We start from the raw sequence: 15580 nt of genomic DNA, 5'->3' as shown, positions 1-15580 counted from the left end.
CAGGCCATGCGTTTTAGTGGTTATTTTTTCTTGGCGTTAATTCGATACTTGAATTTATTTCCTACCGATTTATTCCTCATTGCAACAATGATGATCTTTCCTCGAACGTTGTTCAAAGTGAATTTCTTTACTTTGCCATTCTTGTCGTTAGGAAATTCGTAGGTGGCCTTTTGGGTGGTAACCCCGTCGCGACCTTGAACACAGATCACTACTCCGGTCTTAGCTTTTCCATCGTATTTGTTAATGGTGAGCTCTACTTTATTATCGAAGGACGGTGGCGTAACGAACGTACTTTTGGTCTGCCCGGTGATACTACCGGTTTCGTTTCCACCATCAATTTCAAGGAATCTTGGTCCTATGGTCGCGCCACCATTTGCAGCGATCCAGTTCCAAACATTCTTGATCTTCTGTACTTCTGCTTTAAAAGGGATCAATTGAATATTCGGTTTCCATGGCCCCCATTTTTCCCAGGTTTTTTCGGCTAGTTTCTTCCCTTGATTACAGTTTTGGGCTTCTGCCTGAAAGCTAAAAGCAAACAGGGCGATCGTAATAATTGCGATTAATTTTTTCATGATTTCAATATCTTTAGAATTATTGTTGAATAACGTTATTTGTTTTTACCTTTTTTAGGGAGCAGGTCATGTACGTAAACTCTTTTCCCTTTGGTGAACATTACAGGTCGTCCTACAACCTGGCCTTTCGGATTATACAACTCCATCATGGCCACGTATTCTGTTTTTTTCTTATTTGTGAAAAATTTCGATTTCAGTTTCAGGACATATCCTTTATCCAGTTTGGTAATTACCTGTCCTCTTGATTTTTTGGCAAGAAATTTCTGGATAACCTGTTTGGCTTTTGCTTCCGTAGTGTAAAAAGGGGTAAAGTTTGGATTGGAAGTGTAACTTTCGTTTTCGGCTTCCCCACCATCACCATCGCCACCACCATCGCCATCGTCACATAAGGTGGCTTGTGGAGTATCTTTACCGTACATGCACGGGATGGCATCGGCTAGCCACTTAGCGGGATAACAATAGACCATTTCTGCGTAGTTTGCGCCAGCGCAGCCATCATCGTTCATTACTTTCCCAACAGCATCAGCTGCTTCGGTCATTCCTCCCAGAAGGGAAGTGTAAGGATATCCAAGACCTTCTCCATCCGGATGACACCATGCACCGGGTGGGCATTCTGTTTGCGCCGACAATGTGGCAACAAAAAAGACGAGTATTAATGTTAAATTTTTCATTTCGGTTTATATTTAGAGGTTAGAACTAAGTTATTGATCATTAAAAGGTTATGGGTCAAAGAAATCCCTTAGTGATCAAAAATGTATGAATTCATGTAGGTGAAATCCTTAGTTCGCAAACGGCTCCCAAATGGAAGCCGTTCGCAAAACAAGATTATTTAATTGGCAGCCAGGGCATTCATGATGTAGTGCAGGTTATTTCCCACTGAAACATTACGAAGTTCAACCTTTAATTTACGGTTGGAGTTTACTACAAATATCTTTTTGTCCTGGTTCTTTTCGAACGTATAGGTGTGGTTGTTAAGCAAATTCCACGATGTACCATTTTTTTCCCATACTCGTATGTTGCCTCTTGCGTTGCCATCGGTACGCCTTACAATAATGCGTGCCTTCCCGGTACACGAAGGATTGGTATAGATGGTCTTATTGGTCTGTCCAAGAAGTCTTCCGGACGCTTTATTCCCGGTAGTGGTAACGTTATTACTGTTACCCTGGATCTTGGCATCATACTTAAATGTATTACCTACAGATTGGTTGACGATCCTTACCTTGATCTGCTTTCCATTAACTCCGTTAAGAGTTCTGGTCTGCCATCCGGAAGGGATATAGGTACCATTATCGTATTCGATAGGATTGGATTGCATTACATTGTTTACATAAACATTTACCTGAGTTTCAGCACGTCCTCCCGTTTTTTTGATACGGATAGTCACCTGGTCTGAGGTTGCAGTGGTTGTTAATGTTCCGGGGTTGGCAGAATACACAGTTCCGGATTTCGAGGTTAGTGTACGACTACACGTTTGTGCGATAGTCGTAAATGGCATGGCACAAAGGGCCAGCACGGCGATTAGAATACTTACTTTTTTCATAATTGAAATTTAATTTGGTTACTATTATTTGAATAGGGATAATTCTAATTATGTTGCTAAAGTACGCGTGCATAACCACCTCACTATCAAAGAAATCTGATAGAAATTTAAAATCTATGAATTCAGGTAGGGGAAGAAGTTACTCTTCCATTTTAGAATAAAAGTTGTAGTGAAAAATTGGGAGAAAGACCCAGAGAGGTTGTTCTAACTTCGTTTATAGAGCTCTCACCGTCTGTATTCTCTGTGATAACGTAACGAATATTTAAGGTATTTCGGGTGTCCAGAACATTAAGTACTGCCAGATTGATCTTTGCATCAACATTCTCGGAGATCTCCCAGTTGTATTCCGCCGAAAGATCTACGCGATAATAATCGGTGAGGCGTTCTTCATTTGGGTTACCATAAGCGATAGTTTCGTTTATGCCATCAGATATGATCGCATCTTCAGTTAATGGAATAGTATAGGGTTTACCCGAATGATAATTTATCCCCGATGCCACTTTAAGGCGATCGAAGATTAGAGATCCGGCAAAAGTTGCAGTATGTGTTACGTCGAGATTGTGTGGGAAGGAAGTAGGTTGAAATGAGTTGAATTCGTAAGTATTATTAAGATACGCATAACTTAACCAGATGCTGTAATTGTTTTCCTCTTTATTAACCACAAATTCTGCACCATTGGCTAGGTAACTTCCACTACTGCGTAGGTATTGAAATTGGTTTTGAAAACCCTGGTTGCCCGAGGAAATTCCTTCCACTTCCTTATAAAAGCCTTCGGCATTTAGCAGCCACCCGTTTTTCTCAAAAAGTAGGCCCAGGGATGCCTGTCTACTCGTGACAATGGGAATATTTTCTTCATCGGCCAATACCCATCTGCGCTTTTCTACACCAAGAAAATCACTATCGAAATCGATGCGCTGAGTGGTAGCCTGACTTTTAAATTCTCCCTGTGCCTCCAGGGATAAACCACCCACTAATTTTTGATGAAGGGCAATTCGCGGTTCGATAAGGAGCTTGTCGAACTTGGTAAAATAATTAAATCGTACACCACCGTTAAGCGTAGTATTATTATCATTAGAGGTATAAGTGAGACCGGCAAATGCCGCATGAGTACGAAGTACATTTTTCTTAAAATCGACAAATCGCGGTAAATTAACTTCCTGTTCGTTTGTAATACCTGTTTCTACAAACTGGTAACCTCCCGATGCCGTAAAATTATCGGACAGCTCCAGATTACCATCCAATTTAATTCCCGTCTCAAGCACATCATTTTCCTGAAAAACCTCCTGTGTGGTTAACAAGTCACGGTTGAGGGCTCTTAAGTAATAGGTTGTAAGATAGGTGAGAACCCTGGTGCTGAAGGTGTCACTCCAGGCTCGTTCCCAACTCAATCCTCCCAGGATACTCTTTAGATCCAATTCACTGTTTTTAGAACGCTCGGTGTCCAAAATGGTTTCATTAAATGTAAGGGTGTTGTTCATTGCCAAAAAATTCACCCGAAATTTATCTTTGTCGTTTATGTCCCATAGAAACCTTGTACTTACATCGTAAAAGCTGAAATCTTCCTCCGCCGCGATTTTTAAACCGCTTTCTGCAGGATCGGTATTTGAGATTTCGGTATCCTGAAAAACTTTTTCAGAATAGGTTTGATAGACTGGCGATTCCCATAACGCATTAAACGAACTACGACCCGATACTTGTATCGCTGCTTTCTCCGATACAGGAAGATATGCAAAGGCGCTTCCGTTGATAAGATTGAGACCTGCCCCGCCGTGAAAACCTTCGCTTAATTCGTCCCGGGACTTCATGGCTATCACACTCGAAATTCCATCGCCGTAACGAATTGGTGTACCATTCTTGTGAACCTTCACGTCTTGGGTGATGTCTGGATTAAAAGCAGAGATCAACCCGAAGAAATGCCCGCTCTGGTAGGATTTAATATCATTCCAGAGGATAAGATTTTCGTCGTGAGTACCTCCTCGAACATTGATATTGGAAATGGTCTCATTCACACTTTGTATTCCGGGCAGGGCCTGAGTAACAAATAGGATGTCGTTTTCCACCTGTCCGGGCAGCAAACCAAACTCGGATGTATTTATTCCGAAGGATCCATCCATATTCTTAGAGAGACCTTTAACGAGGAAATTTTTTATAAATACGGTTTGTAGGGTGGAAACCTCGGCGGGAACTAATATAGCTTCGCAATTTATATTTAGATCGGATACCGCGATCTGCCAGGGCTGATAACCAACAAAACGGATAAGCAATTCTTCATTGAGCAGTGCCTTCGGAATAAAAAAGGTACCATCTTCATTCGATAATGTTCCGAAGGAAGTAAGATTGGAAACGATAGTCGCATTTTCCAGGGGTAATCCTGTATCTGCTGCAAGGATTCTTCCGCAGAGAAATTCGGAAGTGTTTTTTACTACAGTAATATATCGATCATCAATTTTATTAAATGTAAAGGGGATATTCTTTGAGAGATAATCCAGGGAAGCCTCGAGGGAGGGTTGAGGTTCGTACAATAAGGTAACATTGGCAATATCATCCACAGCATACGAGAAACGTACATTGAATGCCTGCTCTATAGATTGCAAGACCACAAGCAGGTTTTTATTCCCACCATCCTGCGCTTTGCAAAACACTGTGGAAAGAGAAAGACAAATAATTAAGACGATCGTCCGCCCTTGCACAGCGCTATTTCGCATATATGGTTACATCATTTCCATCGACAGTGTAGCCTAATTGTAATGGATCGCATATCGACCGCAGGGCAGAGTTCAGATTTTCGTGAGTGAAACTACCGGTAAATCGTTTGTTGGCTATACTGTGAGGTGAGGTTATAGTAATAGGATAATGAGATTTTAGTTCGTTCAGTACTGTTATCAACGAAGCATTTTCAAAGCTACTTTCGTTATAGATCCAGGCAGGTTCCTGTGTTGTGGTAGTGGTATAAACAACTAGTTTATTGTTTTCTACCTTCAGTTTATTGCCTGCTGGCAATTTTATTAGGGTATCGTTAAATGCAACGCTTACCAGTCCTTCAAAGCATTTCACATTAAAAATTGTGTCCCTGGAAAACACATTGAACTGTGTTCCCAGAACCGTAACATCTCCCTGCGGAGTTTCAACTGTAAATGCATTTCCCTTACTCACTTTAAAATACGCTTCTCCTTCTAACTTTAATAAACGGTTATTTTTCCAATTTCTTTTCTTATAACTTATTTCTGAATTTGAATTCAGCTGAACAATAGAATTATCAGGTAATGTGAACGTCTCCTTTTGGGCAACATCGGTGGAAACCGTCGTGCTTAAGGAGGATATGAATACATAACTTACCACAACCAATACCATGATGGCTGCGATCTTGAGTAACCGGTTGTAAGCAGGATTAGCTTGTCCCGATAGTTTCTTCTCTCTTCTTGATTGAATGGCGTCGAAATTGGCTAAAGCATTAAATTGCGGTGGTTCAAAACCACTACTTGCTTCTGCCAGCCTTAGGTAATCCGCGAATTCGGGATCGGTCCTTAACTGGGCGATCTCGTCGGGGGTTGCCTCTTTATTGAGGTATTTATGTAAAATGTAATGTTTGTCCATAAGTCTGGTTTATCAAACGTATAACAGTTCGAGCTGTTTTTACCCTACCTGCTAAATATTTTTAAACTCTGATCGCAATTGCTTCAATGCCTGGCTCATACGTTTTTCAACAGCCTTTACACTTATATTAAGGTGTTCTGCGATCTCTGCATACTTCATTCCGTCTATACGGTTCAATAAAAAAGCGGTTCGTTGTGCTTCACTAAGATTGGAGATCGCATCCTGCAGTTTTTTATGATATTGTTTTTCTTCCAACACAAATTCGGGGGACTCATTATCTACTTTGCTCGGAGTTAATTGAGCGTGTTTCAATACCACCTTCTTATGTGCGATCTGGTTTAAAAAAGCATTATTTGTTACCGTGAATAAAAAAGATTTAGCCTTAGCCACAGCAACCTTTGCACAGTTGCTCCATAATTTTATGAAAGCATCCTGTACCAGGTCATCTGCCTGTGCCTCATCGCCACATTTGTAATATGCGAATCTCCATACAGACTGAGAAATATCATTGTATACCTGGTTAAATACCGCTTCATTGCAAACAGAATCGGGATCTTTCATAAACAATTTTTGAGGTTTGGCTCAAATATATCAAATTATTTAGCATATGGGGTAGGGTAAAATCGAACTCCGCTGTTTAACTAGTAAATAATCCCAAAAAAAATGCTACGAATGGAAAAGCTTACTAAACTATTTTTATTTACACTCCTCATATTTGGTGTGACCTTTACGTCCTGCCAGAAAGAGGAAGAGATCTTTATCGATGAAACCAACGAAGAAACTATCACGGCTAATTCGGTGCTTGCAAATTTACTTATCCGAACTTCTCAAAATTCGGGTAGTATAGATGATATAATAGATGGAAACAGTTGTGTGTCTGTTAAATTTCCGGTGACAGTGATCGCCAACGGACAAGAAGTGATCCTCACAGACGAGGACGACCTGGACATCGTGGAGGCGATATTCAATCAGTTTCCTAACGACATAGATACCCTGGAGATCGTATTCCCAATTACGGTCATTCTCGATGATTATACAGAAGTTGTTGTAAACAGCCAGGCCGAACTTGATGCATTGATCGCTGCCTGTGAAAGCAGTGGTGGAGATGACTCCATTAGTTGTCTGGATTTCGAATACCCAATCACTTTCTTCATCTTCGATAATAACCAGCAACAAACCGGTACGGTAACTGTAAATAACGACCTGGAATTATACCTTTTCTTAAATGGCTTAGGAGATGATGACTACTTTAGTATTGATTATCCTATCAATGTGATCCTTGATGATAACAGTGTGGTTACCGTTACCAACAATGCTCAACTACAACAACTTATAGACGATTGTGAGAACAATAGTGGTAGTAATGATCCTATAGATCCGGTTGTATTTGAACAAAACCTAACAAATGGGGTTTGGTATATTACTTATTTCTTTGACGATTTCGACGAAACTGATAATTATAACGGATACGAATTCAGCTTTGCTACAGATAATACAGCCCAGGCAACCAATGGCACCAATACAGTTCCCGGTACCTGGATGTTCGAGGGAGGAAGTACACCGGATCTGGTATTATTCTTCGGAACAAACTCACCTTTCGATGAATTAGACGACGACTGGGATATTATCGAAGCTACCAATGATATTATCAGATTAAGAGATGAAAGCGGTGACGGAAGTATAGATTATCTTACTTTCGAAAGAACTCCTCCTACAGGTGGAGGTGGAAACACCAATGCACTTATCACCGAATTAACCACAGGTGTGTGGTACGTTAACTTATTGGATGACGATGGAAATATCGAAACCTGTGACTACGTGGATTACGTATTCACCTACAACCTCAATGGTACAGCCACAGCGATAAGCTCTTCTACAACCGTAAATGGTTTCTGGAGCGTGGAAGTTGATGATGGCGTGCTAAATCTTATTCTAAATTTCGATATCACAGCAGATCCTAATTTCGACGACATTAATGACGACTGGGATGTCTCCAGCTTCAATTCGAACCTCATTAGCCTGCTTGATGTTAGCGGTGGCGGTGGTGGAACCGATATCCTCGAATTTGGAAGAAGTCCTGCCACAGGTTGTGGAGGTGGCGGTGGTGGAACTGCACAAGCCTTGATCGATACCCTTGAAGACGGGCAGTGGTTTGTAGCACAATACCTTGACGACGGGATCGATGAAACCATAGACTATAATGGCTATACCCTTACTTTCAATACAGGTGGAACAGTAGTGGCAACAAACGGAACAAATACCTTCAATGGTACCTGGGCAGTCACCGGAACTACCAATTTGGATCTGGTTCTGGATTTTGGAACCCAGTTCCCCTTCGACGAATTCAACGACGACTGGGATGTGCTAAACTTTACCAGCACATTGGTGGAACTTGAAGATGTTAGTGGCGGTGGCGGCGGAACAGATAACCTTACATTTCAAAAATTATAATTAATCCTCTTAAACTATATTAAAATGAAAAAGAAATTTTTAAATATCACAATGACGATCCTTTTTACGGTGCTTCTGGTAGCATGTTCGAAAGACGATTCAAACGATAGCTCGAATAACAGCAGCAGCGACCAGATCGCTCAGGCAAACCAGGTAGCTCAAAACGGCACCTGGAGGATCTCATATTTCTGGGATACCGATAAAGATGAGACTTCCAATTTTAACGGTTATGAATTTAGTTTTAATAGTGATGGGTCACTGGTGGCCGTTAGAAATACTACTACCGTAAATGGAACCTGGTCTGTGACCAATAGCAGTAGTTCGTCTTCATCGAGCAGCAATGATGTAGATTTCAATATCTTTTTCTCGGTGCCTCAGGATAGTGATTTCGATGATCTAATAGATGATTGGGATATTATTTCTATCACCGATAACACGATAGAATTGACCGACGTAAGCGGAGGTAATGGTGGTACCGACTTCCTCACTTTCACTAAAATATAGATTGTTTGATTAGTTAGTGGAAAGGCCTTCAATTTAGGGATTTGGAATCAGTAGTGGATACTTTCTTGAATCGTTGTTCAAATTGATTATGAAAAAGAAGAATCCCTCAACAGGAACGTAAAGATTCCGGACGAGATCTATTTAGGAGGCCTTTAAAAAATTTGCATGTCCTCCATTTTTTGCCCCACAAAAAGAAAGCCATCCGGGACATGGGATGGCTTTTATCTTTATAAGTATTTATTGTTTTACTTTCTGAAGTAGCTCCTCCAACGCACTTCGTGCTTCCGATCGTTTTAATATAGCTCTTCGACTTTTGCCCTCTTCCGAAATAACTAATACCGAAGTAAGCATTTCGCGTTTCATTTCATTTCCTTCCGAAGCTTTCATGATTTTTTCCGACAGGCTAAGAATAGTATTGAATTCATCTTTGGTAAGTTGTACTTCCGCAGGATCTCCTCCACTGTAAACACCCGAAGAACTTTCTTCAGGAGTAACGGGACTGTAGATCAATGAAGTCTGGGTTATAGAATAATGATTGTTATTCTGATCGGAATATTGAATGCTCTTCACCGCCATAGATTTACAGTTACACATAAGTATAGGAAGAAACATAAATGCCAGCAAATACTTTCGTCTCATTAGTTTCCGTAAAGTGTTTTACCTGCGGCCTCATATTTATCTCCACTTACCCAAACCGCGGTTTTTGTATCGTTGGCGATATTACGGCCTGCCATCACATATGCCCTAAAAAATTTCAGTAAATAATCGTAATCTAAAGAGTCGGCATGGTCTCCGGGCTGATGGTAATATTTTGTCACTTCCCCGTCAAAAGAGGTAAATCCCATCGAAAAGGTAGGTGCCGGAATTCCTTTGGCCGCGAAATGAACATTGTCACTTCTGTCAAATAAACCCTGTTCGGGCGCAGGATCCTCAATAGCTTTTAAACCGAAATCGGCTGCCGCCATCTCTATATTCTTCTGAGCGGTTGTACGCTCCAGTCCCACAATGGTTGCCAGGGATGTATCGTTATAACCACCGTTATCACTATTAAAGCAATACACCATTTGTTTTAAAGGAAGTACTGGGTTTTCAACATAATATTTACTCCCAAGAAGGCCTTTTTCCTCAGCCGTAAAAAGAATGAACAGCGCAGACCGCTTTGTGGGGTATTTGGCAAGATTCTTAGCCATACTTAGAACCGTTGTAGTTCCAACCGCATTATCGCGGGCACCGTTATAGATGGTGTCTCCTGTAGCATCCGGGCTACCAATACCTACGTGATCATAATGAGCAGAATAGATCACATATTCGTTTTTAAGTTTGGGGTCTGTACCTTCCACGACGCCAATTACATTTTGCGATATGATCTTACTCACAGGACTTAAAGACATATCTACTTTTACCGATGGGTTAGGAGCTCCGTCAAGTTCGTTGGCCAGGCTACCTTTTTCATCCATCATCCAGATATAACCAAATCTGCCATCTTCATTCGTTTTTTCACCGCTGGCCAGTTCGAGACGAGGCGAATTGACAAAATGATCAATTCTCCCCCAGGTTCTCTGGTCTGTATCTACAAGTTCTATTACACCAAGTGCACCTGCGGCTTTTGCTAGTTGTTCTTTTTGCTGTGTTAAGCCAAATGCTGCCCGAACAGAAGGCGAATTAGCACTTCCAGACTTAACGATCACAAACTTTTTGCGAAGATCTTTACCCTCGAAATCAGATTCCATCCCATAGCCCAGATAGACTCCTTCCGTGGTCACTTCCAATTTGGCCGATTTCATCGGTAACTTGTATTTATATTCTTTACCGTTTATAGTGAGATAGATAGGTTTTGGGGCTGGTTTTTTCTCCATAGGAACGGTTTGATAATAGGTGCCGGTCTTAGGATTAGGTTTCACCCCATAACTTCGCAGTGTATTAGCGAGATAGGAAGCAGCGATCTTATTCTCGGGCGTTCCAGCCTCTCTGCCTTTTAACAGGTCGTCTGCCAAAAAGTATATATGGCCTTCTATTTCAGACTTCGATACTGTCTCTTTTACCTTATCTATTTCGGTTTGTGAGTAAGTTCCAACAGCACTTAGTGCCATTAAGAAGCAAAGGATAATATTCTTCATTGTAAAGGATTGCGTTTTTTGATTCGGCTAAAGATACATATTTCACTTAAAAGCGAATTCTAAACGTGGCATTGGGAGTAAAGGCCAGGGAATTCTCTGTAACTTTTTCGTGTTCACCATCACTATTGATACGATAAAAACTGTTTAGTTCATTTTTGGTGTCTAACAAATTCCAGAATGAAATTCCGGCAAAAGCATTTAATTTTTCCCCAATAGAGAAACTGTATGTACCCGATATATCTACCCGAATGTAATCGTCTATATTGGAGGCGTTGGGAAGATCGAAATTCAATTGTCCGTTCACAACCTGGTTACCAGGGACCAAGGTGGTGATTGGTTTTCCGCTATGATAATTAAAACCTCCCGATATATTAAATTTATCGATGCTGTAATTGATTCCATAAGTGATGGTATGCCGAATGTCGATATTGTTGGGAAATGACGAAGGAGTAAGCTGTTTGAAGGTGTAGTCGTTCTTTGCGTACGAATAACTAAACCAGGTATTCACGTTTCTAAATCGTTTGTTTATAAGTAGATCTACTCCTTTAACCATATAACTACCATGCGTACGGGCATTCTCAAATTGATTCTGAAATCCCTGGCTCTGTGTGGTAATTCCTTCGATCCTCTTTATATAAGGTTCGGCATTTACCAACCATCCGTTTCTACTGTAGTTGATCCCCACAGAAAATTGCTGTCCTTTTAGAATTGGGATATCGTTTTCCCTTGATAATACCCACCGCCGGTTCTCTACCCCGAGGAAATCGTTTTGAAGGTCGATGATCTGGGAGGTGGTCTGGCTCTTTAATTCACCAGCCACATCGATGGAAAAATAATTCAGGAAGCGGTAGTTTATACTTAATCTTGGTTCTAGCAATACCTTGTTAAATTTACCAATATGGTTAAGCCTAAGACCAGCTATTATGGTGGTGTTCCATTTTGCAGGGCTGAGATTAGTTTGTGCGAAAACACTATGAGTTCTCAATACCTGTTTATCGGTTCTTTCAAAGAACGGGTTATTAATCTGTTCGAAATTGGTAATTCCCGTCTCATTGAACTGATATCCCGCCATCAGCATCGCATTTTGAGAGATCGCAAAATTTCCACTAGCCTTTAAACCGCCTTCAAGTACATCGTTGTTTTGAAGTAATCGCTGGTTGTTGCGAATATCGAAATTGGTCGCTCTCAAGCCGTAGGTGGTCCCGTATAGTTGAATATTTGTACTGAATTTGTTGTTCCATATACGGCCGTAATAAAGTCCTCCCGAATAATTTTCCTGGGTTAGTTCGCTCTGCCTGGATTCGCGTACATTATCGATCACTGCATTTTCAAGAAAATCCAGCCGATTTCCAAGTAACAGAAAATTTACCCTCAGGTAATCTTTTTCGGTAGGTTTATATACAAATCGTAAATGCGCGTCGTAAAAAGTAAAATCGTCATTGGAAGCAGACTCCGCCTCCGAATTGACAAGAACTTCAGTATTCTGAAATGCTTTTTCAAAATACTCGGTGTAGGTTGGGGTTTCAATAAGATTATTGAAAGATTTTCGTCCGGCAAGTTGAAGAGAGGCTTTGTCGCTTAATGGGATCTCCAGGTAGGCATCTGTGCTAATCGCGTTTATACCCCATCCTCCGGAAATTTGAGACCCGATCGTATCGTCTCCCTGCATACTTATGATCCCGGAAACGCCATCCCCATATTCGGCGCTACTACCATTTTTAATGATGTTTACCTCGGTTGTAAGGAACGGATTAAATGCCGAGATAAGGCCAAAAAAGTGCCCGCTCTGATACATTTTTATCCCGTCCCAGAGTACCAGATTCTGGTCGTTAGTTCCTCCGCGTATATTTATAAAAGAAACGGTTTCATTCACACTTTGAATTCCCGGCAAGGCCTGTATGGTCTGCAGCACGTCGGGTTCTATGAGCCCGGGAAGGATGTCAAATTCCTTGTAATTTACATTTAAGGCACCATTGGTGCTTTTAGTGATCCCTTTAGCCAGGTAGTTCACCAGGGTGACGGTGTTGAGATATTCGATCTTACGCAACAACCTGAAGGAGGAACAATCGTTCGTAGCTAGGTTGGCTGCTGTGGTTCTTATCGTTTCGAAGCCAGTGTATCTTATGGTAATTTCTTCGGAAGTGTTCCCGACCTCCAGATCGGCTCTACCCGCGCTATCTGTTATGAGCTGTTGGTATGGCGTGACAATTGCCACATTAACCATGGGTAGATCAATTTCAGAAGTAATAACAACACATCTGCGTACCAACCCCTCTTTTTTTTGAACGGCCACAGTGCGGTCCTCCAGGATGGTGAAATTAAATAAGGTACTTTGTGATAACGTCTGGACCGCTAGTTCAAGATCATTTGCTTTGGGAACAGAAGTGTAGTGATATCTTAGATCGATATCCTTATAGCTGAATGTGCATTGGAAAGTTTGCTCCAGATATGTAAATACTTCCTGCAAAGATCTGGAATCGGTCTGATTTTGCCCGGACAAATAATTAAAACTGAATAAGATAAAAAGTAATGTAAACTTTCTTATTTGGGTCACTGTTGGTTAATTTTAAGAACCACATTTTTACCATTAATAGAATAAGACAAGTTAAGGGGAATAGTAACAGCCTGCAAGGCAGTTTCGAGGTTTTCGTTGTTGAAACTTCCGGTAAACAAGGTGTCATAGTCTGTTCCTGCTCCCGAAATCACAATATCGAATTGCCGCTCCAATTCCTGCAGAACGAAGCGATAAGGTATACTCTTAAAAGTAGATTTTTGTTCAAGCCAGGCGGGTTTACTCGCTGAGGTAGTTTCATCCACAAACCGATCATCAAAAGCTTTAAAGACCTTTCCCGCCGAAAGATGTTGTTCTTTTCCCTGGTATATTACCTTCACTAATCCCTCGTAGCAGCTTACCTCGAAATAATCTTTTCGGTCGTTCACCTTGAATTGTGTTCCCAGCACCGAAACGCTACCCTGCGATGTATAAACGGTAAAAGTTTCGCCTTTAGCTACTTTAAAATAGGCTTCTCCATCCAGTTTGAGCTGGCGTTCTTTAGCCCAATTTTTTTGGTTGAATGAGACGGAGGATCCGGAATTTAGAACAACTTCTGAATTGTCCGGTAAAATGAATTGGGTGGTCTCACTGTTGGCCGCGAGATATTCCACATCCGATGAATTATTGAGAAAATAGAATAGTCCAAATGCAACAATTAGAGTCGCGGCAATACCGGAAACATAGTAGTTTATCTTTCGTGAAGACCTCTTGGTTCCTAGCTTTTTCTCAAGACGGTAATAGCTTGATTCTCGGTCGAAATCCGGCGCTTTGAAGTGTTTAGCAGCCCGGTCTATACGGTGATAGGAAGAGGAAACATCTAAGTTGTTAAATGTTTCCAGTTCCTCATCACTAAGGTTAAAGTTTAACCATTTAGAAATTAAATCCTTCTTTTTCATAGTTAATTTCTATGTATATAACAATCGAACTTGTGAAATTCCTACCTCGATCTCAATTAAATTCCATCAATTTCCCGCCGCAGTTTTTCCAGGGCGGTATAAATCCTTTTTTCAACAGCCTTTCGCGAGATATTGAGCATTTCGGCAATTTCCTTATGCCGCTTCCCTTCCACGCGATTAAGTAGAAATGCAACCCGCTGTCCTTCGGGTAATTTTGCCAGGGCTGCCTGATATTTTTCCAGATATTCTGTTTCCTCCATAATGAACTGAGGAGTTTCGTGGGTATGCTCTTTTGGTTTTAATTTTTGGTGCTTTAAAACCACTTTTTTGTGTTTTATATCATTGAGCGTAATATTATTAATCACGGTAAATAGGAAGCTTTTCGCTTTATCCGGAGCCACACGCTTACAATTTTTCCAGAGCTTTATAAATGCCTCATGCACCTTATCTTCAGGATCGAAATGCTCTCCATATTTGTAATAGATGAAGTCGTGAAGATCCTTCGAATATTGGTCATACAATTTCGAAAAGAACTGCTCGTCGCAGACATTCTTGAAAAGAGGTGTGGGCATTGTGTGAATTTCAGTAAATATAAAAATATAAAATGGGGTAGGAATTTTTATACATTAGTTGTTATATTACCAAAAAGGAAAAGATGAAATACATTGTGTATTTTATGATGTTAGTGATGATCGCTGGTTGTCAGAAAGAAGAGCTAACCATAGTAGAGGGAGAGGATGATGAAGCTTTTACCGATGATAGACAGCTGAAATCCTTGCTCATGTCTGTGGTCTCTCACGACGGCTCCTTTGACGATATAGTAGACAATTCCTCCTGTTTTAGTATAGATTTTCCATATACCTGTTACTATAATGGGTATCCATATCCGGTAAATTCAATTGATGATCTTGCAATCTTCAAAAATGGGGATGAACTTATACCCGAGTTTCCTGTGAACATCACCTTTGCCGATTACCTGCAAGCCGAGGTTCCGGATGTAACTGCATTCAATCAATTGATCGATCTATGTGCCAATGGCTCGCTTTATAACGATATTATAAACTGTGTAGATATTATATATCCGGTTCGAATTTCGGTGTACGATCCGTCCAATTCGAGTTTCGAAACCATCATTTTCGAACACGACAAACAGACTTTTCAATCGATTGTTGGTTTCGAGGGAGATCGAATAGCCAGTATACAATACCCGATTCAGCTACGAATGCAAAATGAGGTTGTTCTCACAATCAATTCAAATGATGCTTTAAAGACAGAGATTTTAAGCATGATACCGTTTTGTGAGTAACCCACTTATGTTTAGTTATGTTAATTGGCCCTCCGCAAGGAGGGTT

Annotated in this window: 14 protein-coding genes; 3 read left to right on the top strand and 11 right to left on the bottom strand. The window is 40.8% G+C overall.

Annotation, left to right across the window (positions count from 1 at the left end; translation table 11 throughout):
* Positions 1-20: 20 nt before the first annotated feature.
* The 6 genes from C5O00_RS02135 to C5O00_RS02110 all read right to left on the bottom strand — a co-directional run bounded on the left by C5O00_RS02135 (position 21) and on the right by C5O00_RS02110 (position 6267).
* Positions 21-572: a hypothetical protein gene (locus C5O00_RS02135; RefSeq protein ID WP_105214506.1), complete on the bottom strand. Its 552-nt coding sequence runs from the start codon at positions 570-572 to the stop codon at positions 21-23.
* Positions 573-607: 35 nt separating this feature from the next.
* Complete coding sequence (locus C5O00_RS02130; protein WP_105214504.1) at positions 608-1243, bottom strand: hypothetical protein; 636 nt, start codon at positions 1241-1243, stop codon at positions 608-610.
* Between the two features lie 158 nt (positions 1244-1401).
* Entirely contained in the window at positions 1402-2112 is a 711-nt protein-coding gene (locus C5O00_RS02125; protein ID WP_105214502.1) for a hypothetical protein, read from the bottom strand.
* Positions 2113-2264: 152 nt separating this feature from the next.
* Positions 2265-4817, bottom strand: a complete 2553-nt coding sequence (locus tag C5O00_RS02120; protein WP_105214500.1) for a TonB-dependent receptor — start codon at positions 4815-4817, stop codon at positions 2265-2267.
* Positions 4807-5706: a FecR family protein gene (locus tag C5O00_RS02115; RefSeq protein WP_105214498.1), complete on the bottom strand. Its 900-nt coding sequence runs from the start codon at positions 5704-5706 to the stop codon at positions 4807-4809. The genes C5O00_RS02120 and C5O00_RS02115 overlap by 11 nt, the downstream gene beginning before the upstream one ends.
* 51 nt (positions 5707-5757) lie before the next feature.
* On the bottom strand, positions 5758-6267 hold the full coding sequence (locus C5O00_RS02110) for an RNA polymerase sigma factor (protein ID WP_105214496.1): 510 nt from the start codon (positions 6265-6267) through the stop codon (positions 5758-5760).
* A 111-nt stretch (positions 6268-6378) separates the two neighbouring features.
* On the opposite strand from C5O00_RS02110, the gene C5O00_RS02105 reads away from it, so the two are divergent.
* Positions 6379-8157 carry an autotransporter outer membrane beta-barrel domain-containing protein gene (locus C5O00_RS02105; protein WP_105214494.1) on the top strand — a complete coding sequence of 593 codons (1779 nt, stop codon included), beginning with the start codon at positions 6379-6381 and terminating at the stop codon, positions 8155-8157.
* A gap of 24 nt (positions 8158-8181) precedes the next feature.
* On the top strand, positions 8182-8661 hold the full coding sequence (locus tag C5O00_RS02100; RefSeq protein WP_244593015.1) for a hypothetical protein: 480 nt from the start codon (positions 8182-8184) through the stop codon (positions 8659-8661).
* A gap of 237 nt (positions 8662-8898) precedes the next feature.
* On the opposite strand, the gene C5O00_RS02095 is transcribed toward C5O00_RS02100, so the two are convergent.
* From C5O00_RS02095 to C5O00_RS02075, 5 genes are read right to left on the bottom strand one after another with little or no spacing between them, the layout of a single operon-like run.
* A complete protein-coding gene (locus tag C5O00_RS02095; RefSeq protein ID WP_158676759.1) occupies positions 8899-9300 on the bottom strand; it encodes a hypothetical protein in 402 nt (133 codons plus the stop codon).
* Positions 9300-10778, bottom strand: coding sequence for a M28 family peptidase (locus tag C5O00_RS02090; protein WP_105214490.1), 1479 nt, complete (start codon positions 10776-10778; stop codon positions 9300-9302). Before C5O00_RS02090 ends, C5O00_RS02095 begins: the two co-directional genes overlap by 1 nt.
* A gap of 46 nt (positions 10779-10824) precedes the next feature.
* Entirely contained in the window at positions 10825-13332 is a 2508-nt protein-coding gene (locus tag C5O00_RS02085; protein ID WP_158676758.1) for a TonB-dependent receptor plug domain-containing protein, read from the bottom strand.
* Positions 13329-14228: a FecR family protein gene (locus tag C5O00_RS02080; protein ID WP_105214486.1), complete on the bottom strand. Its 900-nt coding sequence runs from the start codon at positions 14226-14228 to the stop codon at positions 13329-13331. The genes C5O00_RS02085 and C5O00_RS02080 overlap by 4 nt, the downstream gene beginning before the upstream one ends.
* Positions 14229-14284: 56 nt before the next feature.
* On the bottom strand, positions 14285-14800 hold the full coding sequence (locus tag C5O00_RS02075) for an RNA polymerase sigma factor (protein WP_105214484.1): 516 nt from the start codon (positions 14798-14800) through the stop codon (positions 14285-14287).
* An 83-nt stretch (positions 14801-14883) separates the two neighbouring features.
* On the opposite strand from C5O00_RS02075, the gene C5O00_RS02070 reads away from it, so the two are divergent.
* Positions 14884-15534, top strand: a complete 651-nt coding sequence (locus C5O00_RS02070; protein ID WP_105214482.1) for a hypothetical protein — start codon at positions 14884-14886, stop codon at positions 15532-15534.
* The last annotated feature ends 46 nt before the right edge of the window (positions 15535-15580 follow it).

This window comes from Pukyongia salina (assembly GCF_002966125.1).
Taxonomy (GTDB): Bacteria; Bacteroidota; Bacteroidia; order Flavobacteriales; family Flavobacteriaceae; genus Pukyongia; species Pukyongia salina.
The sequence above is the reverse complement of the archived record's forward strand: the minus strand, read 5'-3'. Positions and strand labels throughout refer to the sequence as shown.

Bases quoted from the DNA above. Each gene is read 5' to 3' on its own strand.
- C5O00_RS02135 (WP_105214506.1), bottom strand. From the start codon at position 572: ATGAAAAAATTAATCGCAATTATTACGATCGCCCTGTTTGCTTTTAGC.
- C5O00_RS02130 (WP_105214504.1), bottom strand. From the start codon at position 1,243: ATGAAAAATTTAACATTAATACTCGTCTTTTTTGTTGCCACATTGTCG.
- C5O00_RS02125 (WP_105214502.1), bottom strand. From the start codon at position 2,112: ATGAAAAAAGTAAGTATTCTAATCGCCGTGCTGGCCCTTTGTGCCATG.
- C5O00_RS02120 (WP_105214500.1), bottom strand. From the start codon at position 4,817: ATGCGAAATAGCGCTGTGCAAGGGCGGACGATCGTCTTAATTATTTGT.
- C5O00_RS02115 (WP_105214498.1), bottom strand. From the start codon at position 5,706: ATGGACAAACATTACATTTTACATAAATACCTCAATAAAGAGGCAACC.
- C5O00_RS02110 (WP_105214496.1), bottom strand. From the start codon at position 6,267: ATGAAAGATCCCGATTCTGTTTGCAATGAAGCGGTATTTAACCAGGTA.
- C5O00_RS02105 (WP_105214494.1), top strand. From the start codon at position 6,379: ATGGAAAAGCTTACTAAACTATTTTTATTTACACTCCTCATATTTGGT.
- C5O00_RS02100 (WP_244593015.1), top strand. From the start codon at position 8,182: ATGAAAAAGAAATTTTTAAATATCACAATGACGATCCTTTTTACGGTG.
- C5O00_RS02095 (WP_158676759.1), bottom strand. From the start codon at position 9,300: ATGAGACGAAAGTATTTGCTGGCATTTATGTTTCTTCCTATACTTATG.
- C5O00_RS02090 (WP_105214490.1), bottom strand. From the start codon at position 10,778: ATGAAGAATATTATCCTTTGCTTCTTAATGGCACTAAGTGCTGTTGGA.
- C5O00_RS02080 (WP_105214486.1), bottom strand. From the start codon at position 14,228: ATGAAAAAGAAGGATTTAATTTCTAAATGGTTAAACTTTAACCTTAGT.
- C5O00_RS02075 (WP_105214484.1), bottom strand. From the start codon at position 14,800: ATGCCCACACCTCTTTTCAAGAATGTCTGCGACGAGCAGTTCTTTTCG.
- C5O00_RS02070 (WP_105214482.1), top strand. From the start codon at position 14,884: ATGAAATACATTGTGTATTTTATGATGTTAGTGATGATCGCTGGTTGT.